Below are 25,701 nucleotides of genomic sequence, written 5' to 3' on the forward strand. Positions count from 1 at the left end.
CCTTGGCGGTGCCGGGTTCTTGTTGGTCATGACATTGAGCCGGAAGCTGGCCCTGCCAAGGCGGTCAGGTCAGGCTGGGACCGGCCTTGACGATCTCATCGCTGACGCCATCAAACTTCTTGAAGTTGTCGACAAACTTGGCGGCCAGCTCCTGGCGCTGACGGTCGTAGGCATCCTTGTCTTCCCAGGTGTCGCGCGGGTTGAGCAGGCTGGAGTCGACACCCGGCACCGCGGTGGGCACATCGAGGTTGAGACCGTCGAGATGCTGGGTCTCGACCTCGCGCAGGATACCGGACTGAATGGCGCTGATGATGGCGCGGGTCGTCGGAATCGAGAAACGCGCACCACCCTCGCCATAGGCACCACCGGTCCAGCCGGTGTTGACCAGATAGACCTGGGCATCCTTCTCGGCCACGCGCTTGATCAGCAGATCGGCATACTCGCGAGCCGGACGCGGGAAGAAGGGGGCACCGAAGCAGGTGGAGAAGGTGGCGGACAGCCCCTCGGAGGAGCCCATCTCAGTGGAGCCTACCTTGGCGGTGTATCCGGAGAGGAAGTGATAGGCCGCCGCCTCCTTGGAGAGTACCGAGACCGGGGGCAGCACGCCGGACATGTCGCAGGTCAGGAAGACGATGGCATTGGGCTCGCCGGCGCGATTCTCGGGCACCCGCTTATCGACGTGCTCCAGCGGGTAGGCGGCACGCGAGTTCTGGGTCAGGCTGTCGTCGGCGTAGTCGGGCTCGCGACGGTCGTCGAGCACCACATTTTCCAGCACGGTGCCGAACTTGATGGCGTTCCAGATCACCGGCTCGTTCTTCTCGGAGAGGTCGATGCACTTGGCGTAGCAGCCCCCCTCGATGTTGAAGACGGTGCCCGGCCCCCAGGCATGTTCGTCATCACCGATCAGGTAGCGCGCCTGGTCGGCGGAGAGCGTGGTCTTGCCGGTGCCGGAGAGACCGAAGAACAGGCAGGTCTCGCCATCCTCGCCGACGTTGGCGGAGCAGTGCATCGGCAGCACGTCGAAGCCCGGCAGCAGGAAGTTCTGTACCGAGAACATCGCCTTCTTCATCTCGCCGGCGTAACGCATGCCGGCGATCAGCACCTTCTTCTCGGCGAAGTTGATGATCACGCAGCCATCGGAGTTGGTGCCGTCACGAGCCGGGTCACACTCGAAGCTGGCGGCATTGAGGATGGTCCACTCCTCCTTGGCGGAGGGGTTATAGGCCTCGGGGCGAACGAACATGGTGCGGCCAAAGAGGTTCTGCCAGGCGGTCTCGGTCTGCACACGAACCGGCAGATAGTAGTCCGGATCGCTGCCCACATGCAGCTCGGAGACATAGTGCTCCTTGCCGGTCAGGTAGGTTTCGACGCGCGCCCAGAGCGCGGCAAACTTCTCGGCGTCGAAGGGGCGATTGACGCTACCCCAGTCGATCTTCGCGCTGGTGGTCGGCTCGTCAACGATATAGCGATCCTTGGGCGAGCGACCGGTGCGGACGCCGGTGCTCACCACCAGGGCGCCGTTGGCGGCCAGCCGGCCTTCGCCGCTGGCCACCGACCGTTCGATCAGTTCGGCGCTGCTGAGGTTGACGTGGGCGTGAGAAGCTTGGGGTGTGGTCATGTCGTTTCCTGGGCCGTCGGCCGATTCTCTCGTGTGCCTGGCGTCGGCGGTGACGCGAAGAGCAAGGGGGCTGTGGCGATCATGACGTGCGGTTACCCGACTACTGGTCTTGATCGCCTCTGAAAGGCGGCGCCATTATGGCAAAAAGCATCTCGGCGGGGAACGCCCTTTTTAGGCGAAATTCATGTAGTTTTTCTACAACATGAAGAAAATTCGCTACACACCAACACTGCATCGCAACATCGCATCGCAACATCACCACACCAAGGGAAGTTCAGAATCCTCCAGGCATGAGCCGCTGCCGGCGTATCCTTGTCGCGAGCAGCGGCCTCATCGAGCGGCTAGTGCACTACCGGGGGCGGCTCGTCACCCTCCGTCAGCAGCGCCTCGACCTCCGCGATGGAGAAGGCGTAGCGGGTATGACAGAAGTGGCACAGGGTCTCGATGCCGCCCTGCTCCGCCAGTACCTCGCGCAGCTCCTGGGCGCCCAGGCCCACCAGGGCGTCGGCGATACGCTCTCGGGAGCAGGTGCAGCCGAAGCGTAGCGCCTTGGGATCAAAGACCCGCACCGTCTCCTCATGATAGAGACGCTGAAGAATCTCGTGAGGGTCAAGATGCAGCAGCTCTGCGTCCTTGATGGTCGCGGCCAGATGCACGGTGCGATCCCAGGCGTCGACATCCTGGTTCTGCGATTCGTCGGGCATGCGCTGCAGCAAAAGGCCACCGGCGCACCGACCATCGGCGGCCAGCCACAGTCGAGTAGGCAGCTGCTCGGACTGGGCGAAGTAGTCGGCCAGGCAGTCGGCCAGGCTATCGCGATCCAGGGCGACGATGCCCTGGTAGCGGTGCCCTTCGCGAGGGTCCAGGGTGATCATGACCTGACCCTCTCCCACCAGCTCACGAAACCCGGCCTGCTCGTCGACGGCCATCGCGCCCTCGGCCATGCGGGCAATGGCACGCAGCTCACCACCCGGATTGGACTCGGCCATCAGCAGGGCCAGGGCGCCGTTGCCGCGCACCTCGATGCTCAGGGTGCCGTCGAGCTTGACGGTATCGGTCAGCAGGGCCACCGCGGCGAGCAGCTCGCCGAGCAGGCGATTCACCGCGGCGGGGTAATCGTGGCGGTCGAGAACCTCGGCGTAGGCCTGCTCGAGGGTCACGAGCTCGCCGCGCACATTGGTGTTGTCGAACAGGAAGCGCTGGATCTGGTCGGTCATGGGTCTCGTATCGGGTCGGGAAGTTGGGGGCATTCTAGCAAAAAACGTTCGAAGCTTTTCCGGCGGTAGGCCTTCGAGGAGGCGCTGTGAATACCTCCTTGTACGCTACCTCGGCCATCCTTGGTCCTCGGACCTCCTCTACGGCCTGCCCCCAGCGCTTCTCACTTTACTGGGAATCATTGCCTCTTATTCCCTGCCCCGGCAGGCGCTCACGGTCGTGAGGGCGCTCCAGGTCCAGAATGGGGCCATGGGGCACGATTCGGGTGGGGTTGATGGTCTCGTGACTGCAGTAGTAGTGACGCTTGATATGATCGAAGTCCACCGTCTCCTTCACTCCCGGCCACTGGTAGATCTCGCGCAGATAGTGGGAGAGATTGGGGTAGTCCTCGATGCGCCGCAGGTTGCACTTGAAGTGGCCGTGATAGACGGCATCGAAACGCACCAGGGTGGTGAACAGCCGGATATCGGCCTCGGTCAGCCACTCACCGGCCAGATAGCGGTGCTCTGCCAGGCGTGCCTCCATGCGATCCAGCGCTTCGAACAGAGCCACCACGTGCTTCTCATAGACCCGCTGATCGGTGGCGAAGCCCGACTTGTAGACGCCGTTGTTGATATGGTCATAGACATCGGCATTGATCGCATCGATGGTCTCGCGCAGCTCGGCCGGATAGAAGTCCAGACGGTTGCCGGTGAGCTCATCGAAGGCCCCGTTGAACATCCGCAGCAACTCGGCCGACTCGTTGTTGACGATTCGCCCTGCCTGCTTGTCCCACAGCGCCGGCACCGTGACTCGTCCGGTGTAGTGGGGGTCGGTCAGGGTGTAGAGCTCACGATGATAGGTCACGCCGTTGACCGGATCGCCGCTCGCCCCCTCGTCCTGATGATAGCTCCACCCCTGATCGAGCATCAGCGGACTGACATGGGAGAGGCCGACAAGATCCTCGAGGCCCTTCAGCTTGCGCATGATCATTACCCGATGAGCCCAGGGGCAAGCCAGAGAGACGTAGAGATGGTAGCGTCCGGCCTCGGCAGGCAGACCCGGCTGGCCATCGGGACCGTTCTCCCCCTCGCGGGTGACCCAGTCGCGAAGCTGCGCGGACTCGCGCACGAACTCGCCGCCATGCTTGTCGGTGTCGTACCACTGGTCGTGCCATCTGCCGTCGATCAACAGCCCCATGGAAGTCCTCCTCGAAAAGGCGGGCGACACCGCCGATTGATAAATTCGCTTCCAGCATAGTATTAAGCTGTCGACTCTTCAGCGCATATTATGGGCAGTTTAATTCGATAAAATCGAAATAATCTTTAATTGGGTCACCCTGCTCCTCTGTCACCCTCCACCTCTGCCGCCAGGGCCTCTGTCGCCAGGGCCTCTGTCGTCAGGGCCTCGGCCAGCGCCCGGGTCGCCGGTCCGGCACGATCGCGGTCACGATGGATCAGCTGCACTGGGGTCTCGCGGATGCCGCCGGCGGTAAGCGGAAGCGGGACAAGACGCTTGGCGTCGAGTGCCTGACGAATCCGTGTCTCGGGCAGCCAGGCGAAGCCGAGACCCCGCTCCACCATGTCGATGGAGGTCTCCAGATGACTCAGGGTCCAGCGCTGCTCGGCCTTGAGCCACCCCTCGTCCATGGTCTGGCGTAGTGCCGAGTCACGCACCACCAGCTGACGGTGCTGCACCAGGTCGCGCAGATCCAGCGGTCGCTCCAGCCGATGCAGCGGGTGGTCAGGGTGGGCAACTGCCACGAAGCGTATGCTGGCCAGTGGCTCGCCCAGGAATCCCTGAGCGGCGACCCCCGAGATCACCAGGTCGGCACTGCCGTCGTAAAGCATCTCGATGCCGCCGTTGAGCACCGTCTCATGAAGCTGCACGCGCACATGGGGGTAGGTCTCGGAGAAGGTCGCCAGGGCGCTGGCCAGGGCGTCGGGGGGAAACACCTGGTCCACCGCCAGCACCACCTCGGCCTCGAGCCCTTCGGCAAGGCTACCCGCCACCTCCTCCAGGGCTTCGGCACTCTCGATCAGCTGTCGCGCTCGCCGCAACAGCATCGCGCCGGCCTCGGTCAAGCGCACCCGGCGCCCGGCCGGCTCCAGGACCTGGACCCCCAGCTGCTCCTCAAGCTTGTGGACCGCATGATTGAGGGTGGAGGGACTCTTGTGGATGGCCTCGGCGGCTCGCGCGAAACCGCCATGATCGACGACTGCCGCCAACATCTGCCATTGATTCAGGGTGACACGAGACATTTCGAAACCCTCGAACACAGAACGCTAGTAAGCGGTCCAATATCCGAAAAAATCGCACAAAATACCACCCTTCCTCCGAAGCAGGTGAGCGAGGGAAAGATGCCATAAACAGGGTCAGCAGGGCCAGGCAGGGAGCTTCTATCGCGGCAAACTTCTCTCGCTGGGGAGGGCGGAACAGTGGAATAGCGTCGGCGAGGAAAGGGCAATCCATGTGACCCTCAAGCCGCAGGGGGGTTGAAATCCCGAGGCGTCTTGGTTCCAATAGACAAACTGTTACCAAACAGCGTTCACCTATCTCCCACCTACCCTGCGATACTGGTAAAAGGTCGCCCGGGGCTGTAATGCTGTGCATCCATACAGCCTAGGCAACATCCTGGTCTTGCGCTATCGTTCGTACGACTTTATTCGCCTTTTTTCTTTTTCATCGGCCTTTTACCCATGCTGCGAGTCCTACATTCGCTGCCCCGCGCGCACAAGCTATTGCTGTTACCGGTCGCCACCATGGTCACCGTGCTGGGCACTCAGAAGATCGTCACTACCTATCACGATATCCAGCGCGATTCTCGATCGCTGGAAACTGTCGTCATTCCCCTCGCCGCCGACGCCACCTCCCGACTGCCTTCGCTGGATCTTCAGCGTGGGCCCGTCGGAGATGCCATCGAGATGGCTAACCAGGCGCTGGACGCCACACGACAGCGTGTGCCCATTACTCAGCTGAAGGTCAGCGAAGTGGTCGACCTGGAGCTGATCGACAAGGCCAATGCCGGCAGCGCCGAGACGGCACCGCCCCTGTTGGCCCGTCTCAGCGACGACACGACGCCACCAGGCGAGCGGCCACCGCTGGTGGCCAAGAACCCGGCCAGCAGCTCCTTGAATGAACAGGCAATAACGGTGGCTACGGAGATCACGGCCCCTGACGCCAAGACGCTGAACCGCGACGCCGTACACATCGCCACACTTATCGGCACCATCGGCAGCGGCATGCTCGATCACGACGGCAGCCTGGTAGCGGATGCCACCTCCTATGAGGATATCCCCGAAAGTGAGCTGACTCTGCTCGACGATGGCCCGGTGCTGCTCGAGCGAGAAATCGCCGCTCGCGACCCCTATGTTCCTGAGTGGGAAACCTACACCGTGGAGCCGGGAGATGCCTTCACACGTATGGCCCAGGAGCACCTGGGATTGGGCTACAGCGAAGCCCTGGCACTGCTTGAGCAACTACCCGACCGTGACATGCTCGAGCGTTGGCAGGTCGGCAGCCGGCTAGACTACAAGCTTGACGAGGATGGCAAGCTGATCTCGCTGCGCATGATGCGCAACGCCCGTAGCGGCTTCGTGGCAGAGCGCGACGGTGGCGCCTTCGAGGTCGCCAGCATCGAGTATACCGGTGAGGCCGCCCAGAGGCTGTTTGCCGGCACCGTCAGCGGCAGTTTCACTCGCTCCGCTCAGGCTACCGGCCTCTCCAGTGCCGAAGTTTCGCGACTGGTACACGTGCTCGGCAAGAAACTCGACTTTCGCCGCGACACCCGTCGCGGCGATCGCTTTCAGGTGCTGGTCGAGTCCGACGTGATCAACGGGGAAAGCTTCGACCCACGTGTTCTTGCGGTGCAGTATGAGGGAGAGCGCGCCAGCCTGACCCTGGTCCGCAACAGTGCGGACAACAACTTCTACACCCCGGAGGGGGAAAGCCTCGACCCCGCCTTCAATCGTTATCCCTTCGAGGGGCGTTATCGACTGAGTTCCAACTTCAATCCCCGCCGCAAGCACCCGGTGACCGGGCGCATCAGTCCACACAAGGGGACCGATTTCGCGATGCCGATCGGCACGCCGATCACCGCCCCCTCCGACGGTGTGGTCGAGTCGGTGCGCAGCCACTACGCGGCTGGCCGCTACATCGTGATCCGCCACGACAACGGCTACCGCACTCGCTATCTGCACCTTTCCAGACCGCTGGTCAGCCGTGGCGAGCGCGTGACCATGGGGCAACGAATCGCTCTCTCCGGCAATACCGGCCGCAGTACCGGGCCTCATCTGCATTACGAGGTGCTGGTCAACGACAACCAGGTCGACGCCATGCAGGTCAAGCTGCCCGAAAACAAGAGCCTCTCGGGCGACCGACTGGTGGCGTTTCAGCGCGAAGCCGAACCGCTCTTGGCCGCTCTGCAGTCCGGCGAGGTCGGTCCGGTCGTCGCCAGCACCGGCGAGCGTGATGCCAAGCAGGAGTCAAACGAGGGCTGACCACGCCTGGTTCTTCCTTCTTGACGCCACTGCGCCCCGCCATTGTGCGGGGCGTCTCGATTCTGTTCCCTGACGGAGAGCCTCGTGTCATCGCGCTCACCCCAACCCGCCCCTCCGCCTGAAAACCGCCTGACGGCCTTTCTGAACGTATTTCGCTATAGCCGTCGCGCACTTGCTCTGGTGTGGCAGACCTCGCGAGCCCTCACCGTGGGCCTGGCGATTGCCACTCTGGTCGCCGGCGTACTGCCGGCGGTGGCGGCCTGGCTCGGTCAGCTGATCGTCGATGCCGTGGTGGCCGCCATGGAGCAGCACGCCGAGACGGGCAGCGTGGCATGGTGGCCGGTGCTGCGCTACGTGATTGCCGAAGGCGGAGTGATCGCCGCCATCGCCCTGGCGCAACGCGCGCTCTCCGCTCAGCAGTCACTGCTGAGAGCCCTGCTCGGTCAGAAGGTCAACGTGATGATCCTCGAGAAGGCCGGCACCCTGAGCCTGGCCCAGTTCGAGGACTCCGAGTTCTACGACAAGCTCACCCGGGCCCGTCGCGAGGCATCGACCCGTCCCCTGGGGCTGGTCAACAAGACCTTCGCCCTGGCCCAGAATGGCATTTCGCTGATCAGCTTCGGCGTCCTGCTGGTGCAGTTTTCCCCCTGGGCATTGCTGGTGCTGGTGATCGGGGCCCTGCCGGTGTTTATCTCCGAGGCCAAGTTCTCCGGCGATGCCTTCCGGCTGTTCCGCTGGCGCTCGCCCCAGACCCGCATGCAGATGTACCTGGAGACCGTGCTGGCCCGCGAGGACAGCATCAAGGAGGTCAAGCTGTTCGGCCTGGAGCCGCTGCTGCTGGAGCGCTATCGGAGGATCTTCGACACCCTCTACGCGGAGGACCGTCGCCTTACCCTGCGCCGAGAGAGCTGGGGCTTCGCGCTCGGTCTGCTCGGTACTCTGGCCTTTTACGGCGCCTACGCCTGGGTCGTGGTGGAGACCATCACTGGCACCCTGAGCCTGGGCCAGATGACCATGTACCTGATGGTCTTCAAGCAAGGACAGGCGGCGCTCTCGGCGAGTCTGACCTCGATCAGCGGCATGTACGAGGACAACCTCTACCTCTCCAACCTCTACGAGTACCTCGAGCAGCCGGTGGCACCGGAGGCGGGCAAGCTGACCACAGGCTCCCGCCCTGGCGACGGCATTCGCTTCGAGGGCGTGAGCTTCACCTACCCCGGTGCGAAAACGCCCGCCCTCTCGAACATTTCGCTGCACCTATGCCCTAGCCAGAGTCTGGCGCTGGTGGGCGCCAACGGCTCGGGCAAGACCACCCTGATCAAGCTGTTGACCCGCCTCTATGAGCCGAGCGCGGGGCGGATCCTGCTCGATGGCAACGACCTGCGCGACTGGGATATCCAGACACTGCGCCGCCGCATCGGAGTGATCTTCCAGGACTTCGTGCGCTACCAGATGAAGGTCGGCGAGAACCTGGGGGCCGGTGACGTGACCGCCTTCGAGGATGAGATTCGCTGGCAGGAAGCCGCCCGCCGCGGACTGGCCGACGACTTCATCACCACCATGCCAGACGGCTATCACACCCAGCTGGGACGCTGGTTCAAGGGGGGGCAGGAGCTCTCCGGTGGCCAGTGGCAGAAGGTCGCGCTAGCGCGTGCCTATATGCGCCAGAGTGCCGACATCCTGGTACTCGACGAGCCCACCGCGGCCATGGATGCCGCTGCCGAAGCGGCCGTATACGCCGACTTTCGCGATCATAGCCAGGGCAAGATGACCATCCTCATCTCACATCGCTTCTCCACGGTGCGCGCCGCCGACCAGATTCTGGTGATTGATGGCGGCGAGATCCTCGAACAGGGCGATCATTCCAGTCTGATGGCCGCCAACGGCCGTTATGCCAGGTTGTTCAGGCTCCAGGCCAAGGGATACGAATAGTCCAGATCGCGCACCTACAAGGATGCCAGCGGACGGTCCAGTGCACGCAGCAGGGCGTCGTCACGCGCGTAGATATCGGGGCGGAAGACCAGTCGACCGCCGGCACCCGGATGCACCGTCCAGTAGTGCAGGATGACCGGCATCGGCTCGACCAGCGACACATTTCGAGTACGACCATCCGCCAGCAAAGCGCGAAGATCGCGATCGCTGCCAGTATCATCCAGGAGAAGCTGGGCGAGCTCCAGCACCCCCTGCACTCGAATACACCCCGAGCTGAAGGCGCGACGCTGACGAGCGAATAGCCCCTGAGCCGGAGTATCGTGCAGGTAGACAAGATGGTCGTTGGGAAAGCGGATCACCACCTGACCCAGGGCATTGCCCGGCCCCGCGGCCTGACGAATCATCACATTACCCGGGTTTGACCAGTTGACCTGGCCCGGGCTGAGGCGCTGACCCGACGGCGTCAGCACCTGCATATTGCGCCTATCCAGGTAGTTCGGGTCTCGACGCACACTGGGAATCACATCTTCACGCAGGATGGTCGGCGGCACCGTCCAGGTCGGGTTGACGGTCAGGTGAGTGATCTCAGAGCGCAGCGAGGGCGTCCGTCGATAGGGCTGACCCACCACGATACGTGACCGCCAGACATCACCATTGGGACGAAAGTAACTGACACGGTAGCCGGCGATATCCACCAGCACAAATGCCTCGGGCAAGCCATGCATCAGCCAGCGAGCGCGCTCAAGATTAAGACGAATCTGGTCGATGCGCCTGTCCACCGGCACATTCAACGCTTCACGGGTACGCGGACCGACAATGCCATCCATCTCAAGCAGATGATGATCCTGGAAACGCCTTACCGCCGCCTCGAGACTGGCATCGAAATACTGCGGATCAGGCGCCTCAAGCTTGGCCTCCGGCAGGATCGTGATATCCGCCGCCATGACCTCCAGTTCGCCTATCTGGGCCAGTCGTTTACGCAGAATCGCCACATCCGGATGAGTCACACCACGTTCGAGGACGGGCCCAGTATCGGGAAGCATGGGCCACCCCCCCAGGCGCTGGATGTTCCGATAGCGGGTCAGCCCCTGGCGCAGCCGCTGATAGGGGGCATAGGCCGGACGCACCGAGTCGAACAGTGCCGCCAACTGCCCTGTTTCCACCGCCTGGATGATCCTGTCCAGAGGAGGAAGCCGCTCATTGATGGGCACCTCCCATTGCGGGTCGATGCTGTGCGGGTCCACCTTGCCATGATGGAGGTGACGCAACGCCGTATATAGGGCGCGGGTCGCCCGGATATCGAAGCGTGCCTGTGCATGCTCATCGCTGATCAGAGCCTGGCGATACCCTGCCAGCAGACGGTCGGCACCATAGTCGCCGGGATTCAGGCCATCACTGGCCACCCCCTTCAACGCCTCGACCAGCCCCTGCACCTGCTCCTCTCGCATCCAGGCCACCTGGAATGCGCGCGCCGCATAGAAAGCCTCCAGGCTTCCCCCCCGCGGCACCAGGACCTGCTCCACCGCGGTCATGCTGCGCTCCTGCGGCGCCGACGGCTGTCCGATGGCCGTGCCAGACATCGACAAGATAATCAGCATCAACCCAGCTATCGCGACAGATCGCCGCATGTTCACCTCCATTATCGCTAATTGCTAACTTGATCAAGCTGGCTCGTCCTTACATCATAGCGAGAAACCATGAGACTCGATGTGATGATGCGATCAACCCTTACCGTCTGGTTGCTCTGCGCGAGCGGCCTGTTAGCCAGCGCCTGCGCCGACACTCCCGCCACCCAGGATGCAAGCCCACGCATGGTGGATGGGGTCCCCCTGGCCCGGGTTCTGACGCGCCTGGCACCGAATGCCAATCGCGAGATGCTTACACTGGCCGCCAATGCTCTATCGTGTGCCGATCCTGATGCCGAGCGTCTGGCGGTGATCGATTATTCGCTGCCCTCAAACGAGCCACGCCTGTGGGTCTTCGATCTGCGTCGCAAGCAGTTGCTCTTCGAGGAACTGGTCTCCCATGGCCGGGGATCTGGCGATGCACTGGCCACGCATTTCTCAAATACACCGGAGAGCCACCAATCGAGCCTCGGTCTATTTCGCACCATGAACACCTATTACGGGAGCAACGGCTATTCGCTTCGACTCGAGGGCCTCGAGCCAGGCGTCAACCACCTGGCCTTTGAACGCGCCATCGTGATGCACGGCGCTGACTATGTTAGCGAGTCCTTTATCGAACAGACCGGCCGACTAGGGCGTAGCCTTGGTTGCCCGGCCGTACGCCAGGAAGTTACCTACCCACTGATCGACAGCCTCAAGGAGGAGCAGTACCTGTTCGCCTACTATCCCGATCCGGAGTGGTTAACGAGCTCCGCCTACCTCGGCTGCGACCGCGATCAAGGACGACGGCTGGCCATGCAGTCATATGACAAGCGTTAGCCGTTGCGGCTAACGAAAATTGGAAGACGCAGCAGCAACGCGGATTGACTAAGCTCTATGGAGCTTGTCGGCCATGGATGATGCTCGGAACATGACTTGAGGCTAACCCAGCCAGGGCCTGCGACGAATAGAAGGTAAGCAAGGCGTGAGATCGCCCGAACAAGGGCATCTCGCTATCGCGCTGACAAACACACAAAGCAACCTTTTGGTCCTTATCCTTTACAAAAATCAATCTACCAACAACACTTTCTCTATTCTACGATTTCAACGTCATAGGGCCTCACTCCTGTCAGACCAATGACGCCAAATGGCGACATTTTGACAGTATGGAATGCTGAGAAATGCTGAGTAATACAGAAACATGGCTCCCATGGCGGGTGATATTGATCGTCGAGGCGGCCAATATCAAATAATAAGCAACATCTAAAGGGTGATGATGGATAAATCACGCCATGTTCTAATGATAGGTGACCAGCGCTTTACGGCCAGCGCAGCACTATCACTGAAGCAATATGCATGGCAGTTTCAACGGACCAGCTGCCCGGTAGAGGCTGAGCAGCTTCTTCTTACATCTCCCCCTCCACTCGGAATCATTCTTATGGAGCCGGCCTATACCAGGCCCTCCCTTGAACTGGAGAGGCTGGTCAGCCTGGTGCCATACACCCTCTGGGTAGCACTGTTAAGCACTGACAGCCTGCAGGAATATCAAATGCGTGCATTTGTCGCCAGGCACTGCCATGCCTGTCTCCTGCTGCCCCTGGATCCCGGGAAAGCCAACCATGTGCTGGAGAGCACGCTCACCATTTCGGAGGTGCTTTCAGCCCATTTTGGGGACTGTAACTCCCCTGCAGCGCCCGGTCATAGGGCGCAGATGATCGGCAGGTCCCATGCTATCCAGAAACTGCTCAAGGATATCGAGAAAATTGCCTTGGTAGATGCACCGGTACTTATTACTGGTGAATCTGGTACTGGGAAGGAGCTGACGGCTAGACTAATTCATGAGAATTCGCCCAGGCATGGAGGCCCCTTCAACGCCGTTAACTGCGGCGCCTTACCTTCCGGTCTTATCCAGTCTGAGCTCTTCGGCCATGAGAAAGGAGCTTTCACCGGCGCAGGCAAGTGCAAGGTAGGAATCATCGAGTCGACATCGGGTGGCACCCTGTTTCTCGACGAGATCGGCGACCTCCCGCTGGAACTTCAGGTCAACCTGCTACGCTTCCTGGAAGATCACCGTATCCAACGGCTCGGCAGTCTGCGCGAAATAGCGGTGGATGTCAGGATACTCACCGCGACCCATGTCGACCTGGAGCACGCCATACAGTCGGGCGACTTTCGAGAGGACCTCTATCATCGCATCAACGTTCTGCAAGCCAGAATGCCACCACTACGTGAAAGGCCAGAGGATATCGAGGCCCTGGCCTCTCACTACTTTCAGAAGTTTCGAGCCGAGTCACCCTGCCGGGTACGCGGCTTCAGCCATGACAGTCTTGTCACCATGCGTCAGCATCACTGGCCAGGCAATGTGCGAGAGCTGGTCAACCGAATCCGTCGTGCCATGGTGATGTGTGAGGAGCGACTGATCACGCCTGATGACCTTGGCCTGGAAAGACGCAAGGACCTCGTCAGAACACGCCCTTCCCTGGAGGATATTCGGAACTGCGCCGAACGTGAGGCCATTGCTGCCGCACTGGCTCGCAACAGGAACCATGCGCTGCACGCTGCACAGGATCTCGGCATCTCTCGAGCCACCCTGTACCGCCTGATAGACAAGCACTGCGTTCCTCGACCGCTCGATAGCCGAGCCTAACCACCACAGGAAATGCACCCATGACTTCATATCAGCGTGTACTTATTGGTGTTACAACCCCCTTTCTGTTCATCAGCGTCTCGCCTCTCATGGCCCAGGAAGCCACTCAGCCAGTCGGTCAGCAGCCACCGGAAGCCGAGCCTCAGTTCAATGTTCAGTCCATGGCGGAGTATGGCGGTGTCCTCACCCCGCGTGGACGCCTGATACTCGAGCCAGAGTTCCAATACTCCCACGAAAGCATCAACCGAATGACCTTCGAAGGGGTCAGTGTACTCAGTACACTGCTGATCGGCGTATTCACGGCTCAGGATGTCGATCGCGACAACTACACCGCCTCACTGACCGGTCGCCTGGGCGTGACCGATCGCCTGGAACTCGAGATGAAGGTGCCCTATGTCTACCGGGACGAGAACGAGAGGGTCAACGTTCCCATCGAGGATGGCGAGGACGGTGTCTTCAGCCTAGACCGAGAGCTCTCCGGCGACAGTCTGGGGGATATCGAGCTGGCCGCCCACTATCAGCTTAACCGTGGGCAGAACGGCATGCCCTTCTTTATCGGCAACCTGCGCTACAAGACCACCACCGGCAATGGGCCCTTCGACATCGACCGCAATAGCGAAGGTAACCCACTGGAACTCTCGACGGGCACGGGCTTCCACTCGATCGAGCCCAGCATCACCATGCTGCTGCCCTCGGCACCGGCGGTCTACTTCGCCAATCTTGGCTATGTCTTTCACCTGGAGGATAGTGTGAATCAGAGTCTATCCAACGTTAATGATGATGGTGGTAACCCACTCAATGTCGTTGTCGGCGACGTCGATCCAGGCGATGCCGTACGCCTCAGCTTCGGCATGGCGTACTCGATCAACCCGCGCACCTCCTTTACCCTGGGCTACAAGAACGACTTTATCGGCAAGACCAAGACCGACTATGTCAATGTCGACACTGGCACCACCACCTCGGTACAGTCACAGACGTTGAACGTCGGCTCTCTCCTGCTGGGCTGGAATTACTCGTTGAACCCGGATGTCAATATCAACGTGGGGCTCGAGCTGGGTATCACAGAAGACGCCCCGGATACCACCTTGACCTTTCGCATGCCTATCGGCATGAATGTTTTCTAGGCTGACGCGTGTGGCACGACGCCAAGAAACCAGAGACCAGAGACCGAAAACACCTAACAGGTATAAAAGAGTGAGGCTGCCACTTACAGGCAGCCTCACTCCTTATGGTTTATGGTTTATGACTTCTCGTTATGGAGATGATCGATGCGAGAGCGGTGGAAAAACCGGTGTCAGCGCAGAATACCGGAGAATGAATCCAGGATCGCGGCCCGTTTTCTGGCCGCATCCAGGGCACCGATATTGTTGAGACGAACACTGATATCGATTCTCTGCTGGATGTTCCGGCTCGATGCATTGCTGACCACGCCGCTGACGATGGCCCCCCTGGTAATATTATGCAGGGCGGAGGTAAAACCCTTGGCATCGTTCAAGGCAATACCCGAAAAGTCGGCGAGGCCTGCCAGGTCTACACCACCCGGTGTCACGTCGGTCACCGATAACGTACCGTTACCAACCTGAGCCGCCATCCCGCCGGGGTCGCGCAGGGTCTGCGAGACGAGATTGGGGCCTGCCGGAGTGAAGTTGACCACTGAGACCAGCTCTACCCTGTCGTCGATCTGTGTCTGCAGGCGGGCGCCGAAGTCCACATCGAGCCCACCAATATTGAAGCCGGCGCGCATCTGGCCCATTTCCCCATCCGCGATCACGTCACCGCGATAAAATCCGTCGTGAGCGGCACGGGACTGCGATACCTCGGCATAGAGCCTGTCCCCATCGAGGAGTGATGCAGACTCGAGGCGCTGATAGGTAGTCGTCCCGGAGGCCTCTGCCAGCACCTCTGTAGAAAGTTCTGTAGAAAGCGTTGCGGCCTGAGAGCCAGCCGCCAGGAATAGCGCGGCCGCACACCCCCACCCAAGCCGGCTTGCCGTACCTTGTCGAAAAGCCCGAGAGTTCATCGTATTATCTCCTCGCTACCGACCCAGCTCATTATAGGCGGGCAGGGTCAGCAGGCTGGCACCGACGCTCGAGCGGTTCACGCCTCTGGAGAGCGGAGATTCGGGGCGCACGGCCCAGTCCTGATCATGGTTGAAGTGCTGGCGGGCCACTTCGAGCTCGGCGCGGGCACCGAGGACCGTGCCGCTCCACAACTGCTCGAACTGCTCACGAGTCACCACCAGGGTACCGGCGGCAGGGTCTCCCACCAGGATATTATCGTCATCTATCCCCTTGACGACGACGAAGTGCTTGTAGCCGGCGGTGTTCACCATGGTGATGGCCGGAACACCGATGCGAATGAAGTCATCCAGCGTGATCCGAAACCCGTCGGCATTGAGTCCACGTCCATCCAGATAGTGTTTCATGTCCAGCATGGAAAAGCCGTAACGCTGAATCTTCTCTGCGTCACCGGCGCGAATCATGGTCTCGAAGACTTCGGCCTCTGTCGTGTCACGCTGGTAGTGATAGGTCAGTAGCGTTGCCACGGCGGCCGATCCGCAACTGAAGTCATACTCTTGCCGGACCACCCTGTCCCAGCCTTTCTCCTGAAGACTCTTGGCCTCTACCTGGAAGTTTCCAAATCGACTGGCGATGGTCACCTGGCCGGCAATGACGTTCATGCTGCTCAGGATGAGCAACAGTGATGCCATACCACAGCAGAGGTTCCGAAACACGTTCATGGCGAATCATCCCTTGATGGGCGTGTCATATGACGGTTTATGTCATAGCGTCAATTAGCGATGAACACGCTGATCCCCACCGCGTTATTGATAGAGTTTCCGTTGCCGGACACGGCACTGAAGATGCCCGTACCGCTATAGCTGCCCAGCGCGTCCGGCGCGAAGGTAATGTTTCCCGACACCATGTTGCCTCCGATATCGAAGGAGGTGTCGTTTACCGATGCCTTCATCTTCTGAACGCTCTTGACCGTGTTGACGTTGACGGTCATCTGCCCTTCACGGGCCCTGGCCTGCTCCATTGATGTGCGATCCAGATGTTCCATGGCGGAAAAGCCCTGTGACAGGCTCTGACTAACGTCCCCACCAGAACCAGACACAAAGATCTCTTGATAGATATTGATGCCTGTCTCCGCGTGGCTGTTCGGCGCACCCACCACCAACAGCACCGAAAGGAGTAATGGTGCTGTGACCATATGGCGATGACGCCACCTGCCGGGGTATGAACTGACAATCAAGCTTTTCATGGTGCGAACTCCCGAACTCCGTGAACTCTCGAACTCCAATCCCCAGGGCGCTTCATCAAGGAGCCAGTGGAGGTTCCTCCACCGGCTCCCGACTCTTGCGTCGTTGCAGCGCGTCACGCGCTCCGGATCAGTTGCCGATGCTCACGTTGCTGTGAGCCGCCACGCTGGTACCGGACAGCTGCGAGTTATAGAGGCCGGTGGACACGTTCATGTTGTTGATGCCACCGAACACCCCGCCTCCCACGGCGACGTTGGCCGCGCCTGTGGTCAGGAATGCCGCACCGCCGTTACCGCCGTTGCCGCCGGCACCGCCACCACCTGCATAAGCGTAGGCGTCACCTGTGGCAGCACTGCCGCCACCGCCGCCGCCGCCGTAGCCGTCGCCGCCGGCGCCGGCCACTGCGCTGGCCCAGCCGGTACCGGTGCCGTCGCCGCCAGTACCGGAACCAGTGCCGCTGCCGCTACCGCTACCGTTGCCGGTGCCGCTGCCTGCACCTCCAGTGCCGGCCGTCGCCCCGGAAGAGGCACCCGCCGAGGAGTTGGCATTCTGGGAACCACCCGCACCACCGGGAGCGAGGAAGCCGCCTGAGCCGCCATCACCGTTCTGGTCGTTGTCGGCATTGGAGGCAGCAAGAGCGCCACTGCCAGCATCGGCACTACCGCCTACGCCGAAGCCAGTGCCGGTTCCTGTTCCGGTACCTGTACCGGTACCGGTACCGGCACCACCGGTACCGCCGCCAAGACCTAGCGCACCGGCATTGCCACCGCTAGCGCCATTTCCATTACCGCCATTACCGCCGACACCCAGCCCGACGTTGAGGGAGAATGCCCCTCCGCCAGCGCCCCCGGCAGCACCGGCAGCACCGGCACCACCATTGATATTGATGCGAGCTCCGGTGACGGTTGACGTCATATCCTGGCGAGAGATCACACTGGTGGAGGTGTTGTAGGACTCGCTCATGGCCCAGGCGTCGCCGCCACGGCCGGTAGAGCCGCCCATGCCACCCATGCCGGTACCACTACCATAGCCGCCCGAACCTGCGCCGCCGGTACCACCGGCTCCACCGGAACCGCCACCGCCCAGCAGGCCGCTGTCGTTGTCGTCTCCGCCATCGGCACTGCCGCCGGTACCAGCACCACCAGCGCCCAAGCCGAGTCCTGCTCCTCCTGTAGAACTACCGCTAGAGCCTCCCACAGCAGTGGCGGTAGAGTTCACGTCCTGATCAGCTCCATCAGAGAAGGTGGCAGTCGGGTTGGCATGCGCCGCTGAAATGGCCATTACCAGGGCCAGCAGAGGCGTACCCGCGAGTACAAGATGCTTTTTCATGATCATGTCTCCATTGGTTGTTGCTGCTGCAGCCTACGAACCCGCGCCACCGCTCTGACCCACATACATTCCGGTCCCCTGAATGACGCTCGCGTTCGCAGTCACCAATCATTAAGCAACCACCATGCCATCTAATCGGCCATGACCTGTAACACATGACAACACAAAGAAACTTTTCTCTGTTCGTCCTGGCCAATAGCGGCATTGCTCCTGGCCAAGACGAACAGAAACTGTCCAATTGATGAGACAGTCGGAGGCTACATTGGCCTATATCTGGATACTTCCCGCACCACTTAGGGTTCTGGGAGACTCTGAAAAGTGCCGCATTTATAAGACAATTAGGCAGTATCACTAACTTTTCAGTCGATCTCATTTGCCACTACACATGACAACATTCTGGCTCCCGCAGATTGGTCACCAGATCGGGATTTACCTTCGTACACAGGCCATGTCGTAGCCGCCTGTTCCTCGCCGATCGCTACCGCTATGCTGCGGCGATACATCGCCGCATTATCGACACCCGACGAGGAGAAGCATGAAAGAGACCAAACGCATCGATCTGGCACTACAGGGTGGCGGCGCCCATGGCGCCTTTACCTGGGGCGTCATGGACCGCCTGCTGGAGGATCCCCGCATCGAGATCGAGGGGATCAGTGGTACCAGCGCCGGTGCCATGAACGGTGTGGTCATGGCCGACGCCCTGACCCGCGGCGACCGTGACACCGCCCGCCAGGCACTGCATGACTTCTGGCAGGCGGTCAGCCGAGCCGGCATGGCCAGCCCTATCCGCCGTGGCCCACTGGACATATTGACCGACAACTGGAGCCTGGACCACTCGCCGGGCTATGTGGCCATGGATCTGATGAGCCGGCTGCTCTCGCCCTATCAGCTCAATCCCTTCGACCTCAACCCTCTGCGTGACATCGTCGCCGAGCGCGTCGACTTCGAGCGAGTACGCCGCTGCCAGGATCTCTATCTCTTCGTCACCGCCACCAATGTGCGTAGCGGCAAGCAGCGCATCTTCAAGCGCGAGGAGATGAGTCTCGATGCGGTGATGGCCTCGGCCTGCCTGCCCACGGTCTTCAAGGCCGTGGAGATCGACGGTGAGGCCTACTGGGATGGTGGCTACATGGGTAACCCTTCGCTGATGCCACTGATGGAGAGCTGCAAATCCCGGGATATCGTCATCGTGCAGATCAACCCGATCTATCGGGAAGCACTTCCCACCAGCGCCGCGGCAATAATGAACCGTCTCAACGAGATCACCTTCAACGCCTCGCTGATCAAGGAGGTGCGAATGATCGCCATGCTCCAACGCCTGCTGGGCGACCAGGGGGTGGATATCGGCTGCTATGCCGGCACCCTCTTTCACCGCATCATCGGCGATGAGGTGCTGGACGAGCTCTCCGTCTCGAGCAAGATGAATGCGGAGTGGCCCTTTCTCTGTCATCTGCGTGACGCGGGACGCAAGACCGCCGAGGCGTGGCTTGCAGAGCACTTTTCAGCCCTCGGGCACCACTCCACCCTGGATGTGGAGCAGGTCTATCAGACTGAGGAGCCGTGATCTGCGTTGACTCTCCGCAAGCCCCCCACCTTGCCAGCACCGGAACGGCCCACCATGCTCAGCAATGCGGGGGCACCACTCGCCCCGCCACAGTCCAGGCCAGAGGAGGGATATCTCAGCGCTACTGACACCGTCAGGCCGCTGTCACCTTCCTGACATCGCGCGCTGACAGTGTCGACATCGGGGTGTCACATGACGCCCGTCTAGCGACATTCAGGAGAGCTGCGCCGATGGTACGCATCGACAAGAAGGCCACCCGGCTGTACGTGCTGGACACCAACGTGCTGCTGCACGACCCCGCCGCCATCTACCAATTCGATGAGCATGAAGTCGTCATCCCCATGACCGTGCTCGAAGAGCTCGACAAGCACAAGAACGGCATTCGCGAGATCGCCCGCTCGGCTCGTCAGGTCAGTCGCACCCTGTCAGAGCTCACCGCCAATGTCGGTCTCGACCAGATCCGCGATGGCATCCCCATACCGCGCCTCAATGGCCCCGAGGGCCGGCTGCGCCTGCTCTGCTATACCGACCTGACCACCCTCGAAACACTGGACGACAGCCCCGACAACCGCATCCTCGCCGAAACCTGCCGACTACATGGCGAACGCAGTGACGCCTCGGTGATCCTGATCACCAAGGACATCAACCTGCGGGTCAAGGCCGCTGCCCTCGGCGTACCAGTGGAGGATTACCTCACCGATCGCGTCTTCACCGATAGCGACGCCATGCTGGAAGGGGTCAAGATCTACTCCAATACCGGAAGTGAACTATGGAACGACCTCGCCCTTGATGTCACGGTGGAGCGCGATCACCAACACCTCACCTACCATCTGAGCGGCCAGATCCCCGTCGCCTGGCATCCTGGCATGCTGGTCGCCGAAGACGAGGCCGGCTTCGAGGCCGTGGTGCGCGAGGTAGGCGACAGGCACGCTCGCCTGGAGCTGTTGACCAACTATCGACACGGCGCCAGCGTCTGGGGAGTGCATGCCAGTGATTGCCGCCAGAACTTCGCCTTCAACCTGCTGATGGACGATGACATCGACCTCGTCACCATCGCCGGAAGCGCCGGCACCGGCAAGACCTTCATGACCCTGGCCGCGGCCTTTCAACAGACCCTGGACAGCAAGCGGTTCGAGCGCATGGTCTTTACCCGCGCCCCCATCTCGATGAGCGAAGATATCGGTTTCCTGCCGGGCACCGAGGAGGAGAAGATGTCGCCCTGGATGGGGGCCTTCCATGACAACATGGATAACCTGCTGCGCAATGAAGACGGCGAGTCCAGCTGGGACAACGGCGCCACTCGCCAGCTGCTTGGCGCCCGTGTTCAGATCCGGGCTCCCGGCTTCATGCGCGGACGGACCCTCAACGACACCTTCCTGATCATCGACGAGGCACAGAACTTTACGCCCAAGCAGCTCAAGTCACTGGTTACTCGAGCCGGGCGTAACACCAAGATTGTCTGCCTGGGCAACGTGGGACAGATCGATACGCCTTATCTCACCGCCAATACCTGTGGCATGGCGGCGCTGGTGCAGCGCTTCCGCGACTGGCCCCATGCGGGCCACGTAACCCTCAAGAGCGTGGAGCGCTCTCGCCTGGCACTGGCCGGGGAGGAGCTGCTTTAGCCCGGCTATGCCGGAAACTGTAAGCCGTGAGCCGTAAATAAGTGCCTGCTCTCTCTCCGCGAATTCAAGTTCGCGGAGGGAGGGGCAATAAGGGCGGGAGATCTAACCTTCGTGCAGCAAGCCTCGCTTCCACTTCATAGTGGAGTGACCGCGGAAGCTGTGCTTACATCAAGAGCAGTGTTCAGCGGTTGCGATTGACGGCTGATTCGATCAGCGCCTCGCTCTGGCTGCCGGGTCCTTGCCGGAGTACCGTCTGGGCCTCATGCCACAGGCAGATCATCTTGCCGCAGGAGGCACAGTGCACCTTGTCATCGGGATTCTTTACCCGAGAGACACGCATCAAATGGCTGCCGCAGCTCGGACAGGGCACCGGCAGGCGCAGATCTTCGGATAGTCCGGTCATGCTAATGCTCTCCCTCTGTCTGGGACTGGTGTAATGCCACCGTGCCCAGGTGGCATTCGCATTGCCAACTCTCCTTCGTTTTCTTACTGAGCTTCGGGAGCCTGTACGAGCGTCTCTGGTCCGCAGATTCGATTTCGACCGGCACGCTTGGCGCGGTAAAGCGCGCGATCCGCCTGGGCGAGTCCCGACTCCAGCGAGGTATCGCCACCGAACACCGCAAGCCCCACGCTGACGGTAAAGCGTACCGTCTCACTCTCCGTCTCCAGCGCAATGGCGGCCACCGCTTGCCGCACGCGCTCCAGCATGTTCCAGGCCTCTTTCGGCTGACTATCCACCAGAACCACGGCAAACTCCTCTCCACCGATACGGGCAAAAAGGTCATAGGGGCGCAGCGATTCACGACAGGTCGTGGCGAAGGCCTGCAGCGCCAGGTCCCCCAGACCATGACCGTAGGTGTCGTTCAGGTTCTTGAAATGATCGATATCAAGCATGGCCAGCGAGAGCGTCTCACCGTGGCGGGCGACACGGGCCAGCGCCGCCTCGCCCTGCTCGAAAAAGGCACGCCGGTTGAGGGCTCCGGTCAACATATCGGTAGCCACCAGCCGCTGCACACGATGCTCGACCTGCTTGCGCTCATCGATATCGATCAGCAGACCATCCCACATCACGTCGCCATCGCCACGTACCTGGGGCGTAGCACGAGCCTCAACCCAACGCTCCCCATGGGGTAACGTAATGCGAAATTCAAGTTGCCAGGGCTTAAGTGATACCGTGGACTGGGCCAGACTGGTCTCCAGGCGCTGTCGATCATCCACAGGCAAACGGCCGAGCAGGGATTCGGGGTCGTCCAGGCACTGTTCCGGTATCAAGCCGAACTGTACACGAAGTGCCGCACTGAAGTAGAGGAACTCGAGCCGACCATCGCTATCCTGTCGAAGACGAAACAGCACGCCCGGCACCCTGGAGGCAGTACCTTCAAGGCGCTCCAGCAGCTGACGATCATAAAACGCCCGCTGGCGCATGCCGGTGACATCATACTGAATGACCAGCAGCCGCAGGGGGGCATGATCGCGCACCAGTGGTTGGATCAGCGTAGTCTGATGACGCAGTGAACCATCGGCACGCCGACACAGCAGCAGGCCTCGCCAAGGCTTCAGAGTCGTCATGCTCTGCTCGATGGCCTGTGCAAAATCACCATGCAATGGATCGAGGTCGAGCGTCACGGCGCGCCTGCCGAGAAGCTGCCTGGGAGGGAAGCCGGCATGGCGCTCGAAGTCAGGGTTGACCTGGCGCACCACTCCCTGCTCGTCGAGTAGCATGACGCTTCCCGGATAGTACTCCAGTAGTAGAGCATCAATCGCAGGCTCCCTGCCGCGTCTGTCACGCCACCACTGCCGCCATCTCGACCCGGTTGCTGCCATCTCATCACCCCACGATGTTCCTTGTACGCTAAACGGGCTTTTCCATGCCCTTTACCAGCCTAGCCCAGTTTCCCCTGGGCAGGCACGCCCCTTGCCATATCGGCAAGCATGGCGCCCCCTCTCGGCAATGCTTAATGTGGCTAGAGCCCTAGCCGCCCGGCCACATAGTCGGCATCCTTGTCTCCCCGACCGGAGAGATTCACCAGGATATGTTGATCGGCCGGCAGGCTCGGTGCCACACGCATGGCCCAGGCTACCGCATGAGCACTCTCCAGTGCGGGAATGATGCCCTCCACTCGAGAAAGCGTCAGGAAGGCCTCCAGGCACTCGTCGTCGCTGACGCTCTGGTAGTCGACGCGCCCCAGCTCCTTGAGGTAGCTGTGCTGGGGCCCTACCCCGGGGTAGTCGAGGCCCGAGGCGATGGAGTGGACCGGCATCGGGTTGCCCGTCTCGTCCTCCAGCACATAGCAGGCCATGCCATGCAGCTCACCCGGCTTGCCCAGGGTCAGGGTGGCCGAGTGGCGCTGGGTGTCGAGTCCTTCACCGGCGGGCTCCACGCCTACCAGATGCACCCCTTCATCCTCGAGAAAGGCGGTGAACATGCCGATGGCATTGGAGCCACCGCCCACGCAGGCCACTACATGCTCGGGCAGGTGACCATGCCGCTGGAGGAACTGGTCACGCGCCTCGCGGCCGATGATCGACTGGAAATCACGTACCATCTTCGGGAAGGGGTGCGGCCCCACCACCGAACCAATGGCGTAGATGAAATTCTGAGGATCCTTGAGGTACTCCTCGAAGGCGCTGTCCACGGCATCCTTGAGAGTCGCCGTACCGCGCGTCACCGGTACCAGGGTGGCCCCAAGAATCTTCATCTTGGTGACGTTGGGGTGCTCCTTCTCGATATCCACCTGTCCCATGTGGATCTCGCAGGGAATCCCCACCAGGGCACAGGCGGTGGCCAGGGCCACGCCATGCTGACCGGCGCCGGTCTCGGCAATCACCTTGGTCTTGCCCATGAACCTGGCAAGCAGCGCCTCACCCAGGCAGTGATTGATCTTGTGGGCGCCGGTGTGATTTAGATCCTCACGCTTGAGGTGTACCTGGGCACCGCCCAGCGTGGCGGAGAGTCGTCGGGCATGGAAGATCGGGCTAGGTCGCCCCACATAATCGGCGAAGAGCTCGGCCAGCTCCTGGCGAAAATCATCGCGCAGGCGGATCTCCTCGTAGGCCGCATCGATCTCGTCCATCACGACCTTGAGATCCGGCGGAATCAGCTGACCGCCGAAGCGACCGAAATAACCCTGTGCATCGGGAAGGTTGGCATAGGGGGAAGCATTCATGGTGTGGGTCCTGCGGGCATGGGAATCGTTACCGATATCCTGCCCGCAGGGGATCAGGCTGTCGAGGCGACCTTTGGCGACGCCCGATGTGAGAGAGTGGCTCTCAGTTCACCAGCCGCTTGCTTAGCCAGTGGCCAATATCCGTCACCTGCTGAGGGCAGACGGCATGCGCCATGGGGTACTGACGGTAATGGGCGGGATAGCCCAGTGACTTGACCTTCTCGAAGCCTGCGCGCCCCAGCGCCTCGGGCACCACCGGGTCGAAACTGCCGTGATGCACCTCAATGGCCAGCTCGCGGTTGGCCTCGGCCAGGGAGATGCTCTCGGCGGTCGCGAAGTAGGTGGAGAGCGCCAGTAGCCCCCCTAGAGGCCGCTCGAAGGAGAGCGCCGCCTGATAGGCGACCGCGCCCCCCTGGGAGAAGCCGGCCAGGATGATGCGCCGACTCTCGATACCGAGATCGATCTGCTCACGCACCAGCCCCTGAATGCGCTCGGCCGAATGTATCAACTGCGCCTCGTCGACACGACGGTCGAGGCTCATCTCCTTGATGTCATACCAGGCCGGCATCACCATGCCACCATTGATGGTCACCGGGAGGCGTGGTGCGTGGGGCAGAATAAAACGCACACTGGCATCGGCCGGCAACGACAGCGCCGGCACCAGCGGCTCGAAGTCGCGCCCATCGGCGCCCAGGCCGTGCAGGATAAAGACGCAGGCGTCGGCGGGCTTGCCGCCCTTGGGGTCGATGATCAGCTCACCGGGCTCGCTCATGGTCAGGGGTCTCCAGCGGAAAAAGGCTCACCCTAGCGCAATGTGCACGGGCTGGCCATGGTGGGGTCGGTGCCCCAGACAGCAGAAAGGCCCGCCGAAGCGAGCCTTTCATCGTACTGCAGGCATCTCTGCCCGGGCAGTTACATCAGATCAGTCGATGACCTTGATGTTGGAGGCCTGGAGGCCCTTCTTGCCCTGAGTGACCTCGAAGGATACCTTCTGGCCGTCCTGCAGGGTCTTGAAGCCGTCGGCCTGGATTTCGGAGAAGTGCGCGAACAGGTCGTCGCCGCTGTCGTCCGGAGAGATGAAGCCGTAGCCCTTGGTGTCGTTGAACCACTTGACAGTACCGGTAGCCATTATCGAATTCCTCTAATAGCACTTTGATTTTGCCGGGTAATACCCGAGTTGCAGTGGGTAAAACAAGAAACGTTCCCGGGAAAATCGAGTCGCGCTAGAGCGTTCGATGCCTACCTGGGGTGTTACGACTT

At 61.2% G+C, this 25,701-nt stretch carries 21 protein-coding genes; 7 read left to right on the forward strand and 14 right to left on the reverse strand.

From position 1 onward, the window contains the following. Positions 1-64: 64 nt before the first annotated feature. The 4 genes from E0702_RS04685 to E0702_RS04700 form a co-directional block, all read right to left on the reverse strand. Positions 65-1,618, reverse strand: a complete 1,554-nt coding sequence (locus E0702_RS04685; protein WP_132041825.1) for a phosphoenolpyruvate carboxykinase — start codon at positions 1,616-1,618, stop codon at positions 65-67. Between the two features lie 341 nt (positions 1,619-1,959). Then, complete coding sequence (gene hslO, locus E0702_RS04690; RefSeq protein ID WP_132041826.1) at positions 1,960-2,835, reverse strand: Hsp33 family molecular chaperone HslO; 876 nt, start codon at positions 2,833-2,835, stop codon at positions 1,960-1,962. Between the two features lie 166 nt (positions 2,836-3,001). Continuing rightward, complete coding sequence (locus E0702_RS04695; RefSeq protein WP_132041827.1) at positions 3,002-4,012, reverse strand: glutathione S-transferase family protein; 1,011 nt, start codon at positions 4,010-4,012, stop codon at positions 3,002-3,004. A 134-nt stretch (positions 4,013-4,146) separates the two neighbouring features. After that, positions 4,147-5,073: a LysR family transcriptional regulator gene (locus tag E0702_RS04700; protein WP_132041828.1), complete on the reverse strand. Its 927-nt coding sequence runs from the start codon at positions 5,071-5,073 to the stop codon at positions 4,147-4,149. A 438-nt stretch (positions 5,074-5,511) separates the two neighbouring features. Between E0702_RS04700 and E0702_RS04705 the strand changes: the two genes are divergently transcribed. Both E0702_RS04705 and E0702_RS04710 read left to right on the forward strand, forming a co-directional pair. Continuing rightward, on the forward strand, positions 5,512-7,311 hold the full coding sequence (locus E0702_RS04705) for a peptidoglycan DD-metalloendopeptidase family protein (protein ID WP_132041829.1): 1,800 nt from the start codon (positions 5,512-5,514) through the stop codon (positions 7,309-7,311). Between the two features lie 84 nt (positions 7,312-7,395). Then, a complete protein-coding gene (locus E0702_RS04710; protein ID WP_132041830.1) occupies positions 7,396-9,243 on the forward strand; it encodes an ABC transporter ATP-binding protein in 1,848 nt (615 codons plus the stop codon). Between the two features lie 14 nt (positions 9,244-9,257). Here E0702_RS04710 and E0702_RS04715 read toward each other — a convergent pair whose 3' ends face one another. Beyond that, on the reverse strand, positions 9,258-10,871 hold the full coding sequence (locus E0702_RS04715) for a L,D-transpeptidase family protein (RefSeq protein WP_240721670.1): 1,614 nt from the start codon (positions 10,869-10,871) through the stop codon (positions 9,258-9,260). A gap of 84 nt (positions 10,872-10,955) precedes the next feature. Between E0702_RS04715 and E0702_RS04720 the strand changes: the two genes are divergently transcribed. From E0702_RS04720 to E0702_RS04730, 3 genes are all read left to right on the forward strand, one after another. Then, complete coding sequence (locus E0702_RS04720; RefSeq protein ID WP_205741880.1) at positions 10,956-11,687, forward strand: murein L,D-transpeptidase catalytic domain family protein; 732 nt, start codon at positions 10,956-10,958, stop codon at positions 11,685-11,687. A 436-nt stretch (positions 11,688-12,123) separates the two neighbouring features. Continuing rightward, positions 12,124-13,494, forward strand: a complete 1,371-nt coding sequence (locus tag E0702_RS04725; RefSeq protein ID WP_306766903.1) for a sigma-54 interaction domain-containing protein — start codon at positions 12,124-12,126, stop codon at positions 13,492-13,494. Positions 13,495-13,514: 20 nt separating this feature from the next. Then, the gene (locus E0702_RS04730; protein ID WP_132041832.1) at positions 13,515-14,618 is read left to right on the forward strand and encodes a transporter; all 1,104 of its coding nucleotides are present in this window, start codon (positions 13,515-13,517) and stop codon (positions 14,616-14,618) included. Between the two features lie 170 nt (positions 14,619-14,788). Here E0702_RS04730 and E0702_RS04735 read toward each other — a convergent pair whose 3' ends face one another. From E0702_RS04735 to E0702_RS19015, 4 genes are all read right to left on the reverse strand, one after another. Continuing rightward, a complete protein-coding gene (locus tag E0702_RS04735) occupies positions 14,789-15,514 on the reverse strand; it encodes a hypothetical protein (RefSeq protein WP_132041833.1) in 726 nt (241 codons plus the stop codon). Between the two features lie 15 nt (positions 15,515-15,529). Then, positions 15,530-16,234 carry a C39 family peptidase gene (locus E0702_RS04740; RefSeq protein ID WP_132041834.1) on the reverse strand — a complete coding sequence of 235 codons (705 nt, stop codon included), beginning with the start codon at positions 16,232-16,234 and terminating at the stop codon, positions 15,530-15,532. A 50-nt stretch (positions 16,235-16,284) separates the two neighbouring features. Then, complete coding sequence (locus E0702_RS04745) at positions 16,285-16,758, reverse strand: hypothetical protein (RefSeq protein ID WP_132041835.1); 474 nt, start codon at positions 16,756-16,758, stop codon at positions 16,285-16,287. 127 nt (positions 16,759-16,885) lie between these two features. Beyond that, positions 16,886-18,085, reverse strand: a complete 1,200-nt coding sequence (locus E0702_RS19015; protein WP_165927482.1) for a hypothetical protein — start codon at positions 18,083-18,085, stop codon at positions 16,886-16,888. Between the two features lie 535 nt (positions 18,086-18,620). Between E0702_RS19015 and E0702_RS04755 the strand changes: the two genes are divergently transcribed. Then, positions 18,621-19,649: a patatin-like phospholipase family protein gene (locus tag E0702_RS04755; protein WP_132041836.1), complete on the forward strand. Its 1,029-nt coding sequence runs from the start codon at positions 18,621-18,623 to the stop codon at positions 19,647-19,649. Between the two features lie 230 nt (positions 19,650-19,879). Then, positions 19,880-21,274: a PhoH family protein gene (locus tag E0702_RS04760; protein WP_132041837.1), complete on the forward strand. Its 1,395-nt coding sequence runs from the start codon at positions 19,880-19,882 to the stop codon at positions 21,272-21,274. A 181-nt stretch (positions 21,275-21,455) separates the two neighbouring features. Here E0702_RS04760 and E0702_RS04765 read toward each other — a convergent pair whose 3' ends face one another. The 5 genes from E0702_RS04765 to E0702_RS04785 all read right to left on the reverse strand — a co-directional run bounded on the left by E0702_RS04765 (position 21,456) and on the right by E0702_RS04785 (position 25,570). Beyond that, positions 21,456-21,677 (reverse strand): hypothetical protein, encoded by a 222-nt coding sequence (locus E0702_RS04765; RefSeq protein WP_132041838.1) that lies wholly within the window; start codon positions 21,675-21,677, stop codon positions 21,456-21,458. Between the two features lie 83 nt (positions 21,678-21,760). Beyond that, complete coding sequence (locus E0702_RS04770; RefSeq protein WP_132041839.1) at positions 21,761-23,098, reverse strand: sensor domain-containing diguanylate cyclase; 1,338 nt, start codon at positions 23,096-23,098, stop codon at positions 21,761-21,763. A 140-nt stretch (positions 23,099-23,238) separates the two neighbouring features. After that, positions 23,239-24,441: a tryptophan synthase subunit beta gene (trpB, locus tag E0702_RS04775; RefSeq protein ID WP_132041840.1), complete on the reverse strand. Its 1,203-nt coding sequence runs from the start codon at positions 24,439-24,441 to the stop codon at positions 23,239-23,241. Positions 24,442-24,544: 103 nt separating this feature from the next. Further along, positions 24,545-25,213: an alpha/beta hydrolase gene (locus E0702_RS04780; RefSeq protein ID WP_132041841.1), complete on the reverse strand. Its 669-nt coding sequence runs from the start codon at positions 25,211-25,213 to the stop codon at positions 24,545-24,547. A gap of 150 nt (positions 25,214-25,363) precedes the next feature. Then, positions 25,364-25,570, reverse strand: coding sequence for a cold-shock protein (locus E0702_RS04785; protein ID WP_023005734.1), 207 nt, complete (start codon positions 25,568-25,570; stop codon positions 25,364-25,366). Positions 25,571-25,701 lie beyond the last annotated feature (131 nt).

Source organism: Halomonas marinisediminis (assembly GCF_004347715.1).
Taxonomy (GTDB): Bacteria; Pseudomonadota; Gammaproteobacteria; order Pseudomonadales; family Halomonadaceae; genus Halomonas; species Halomonas icarae.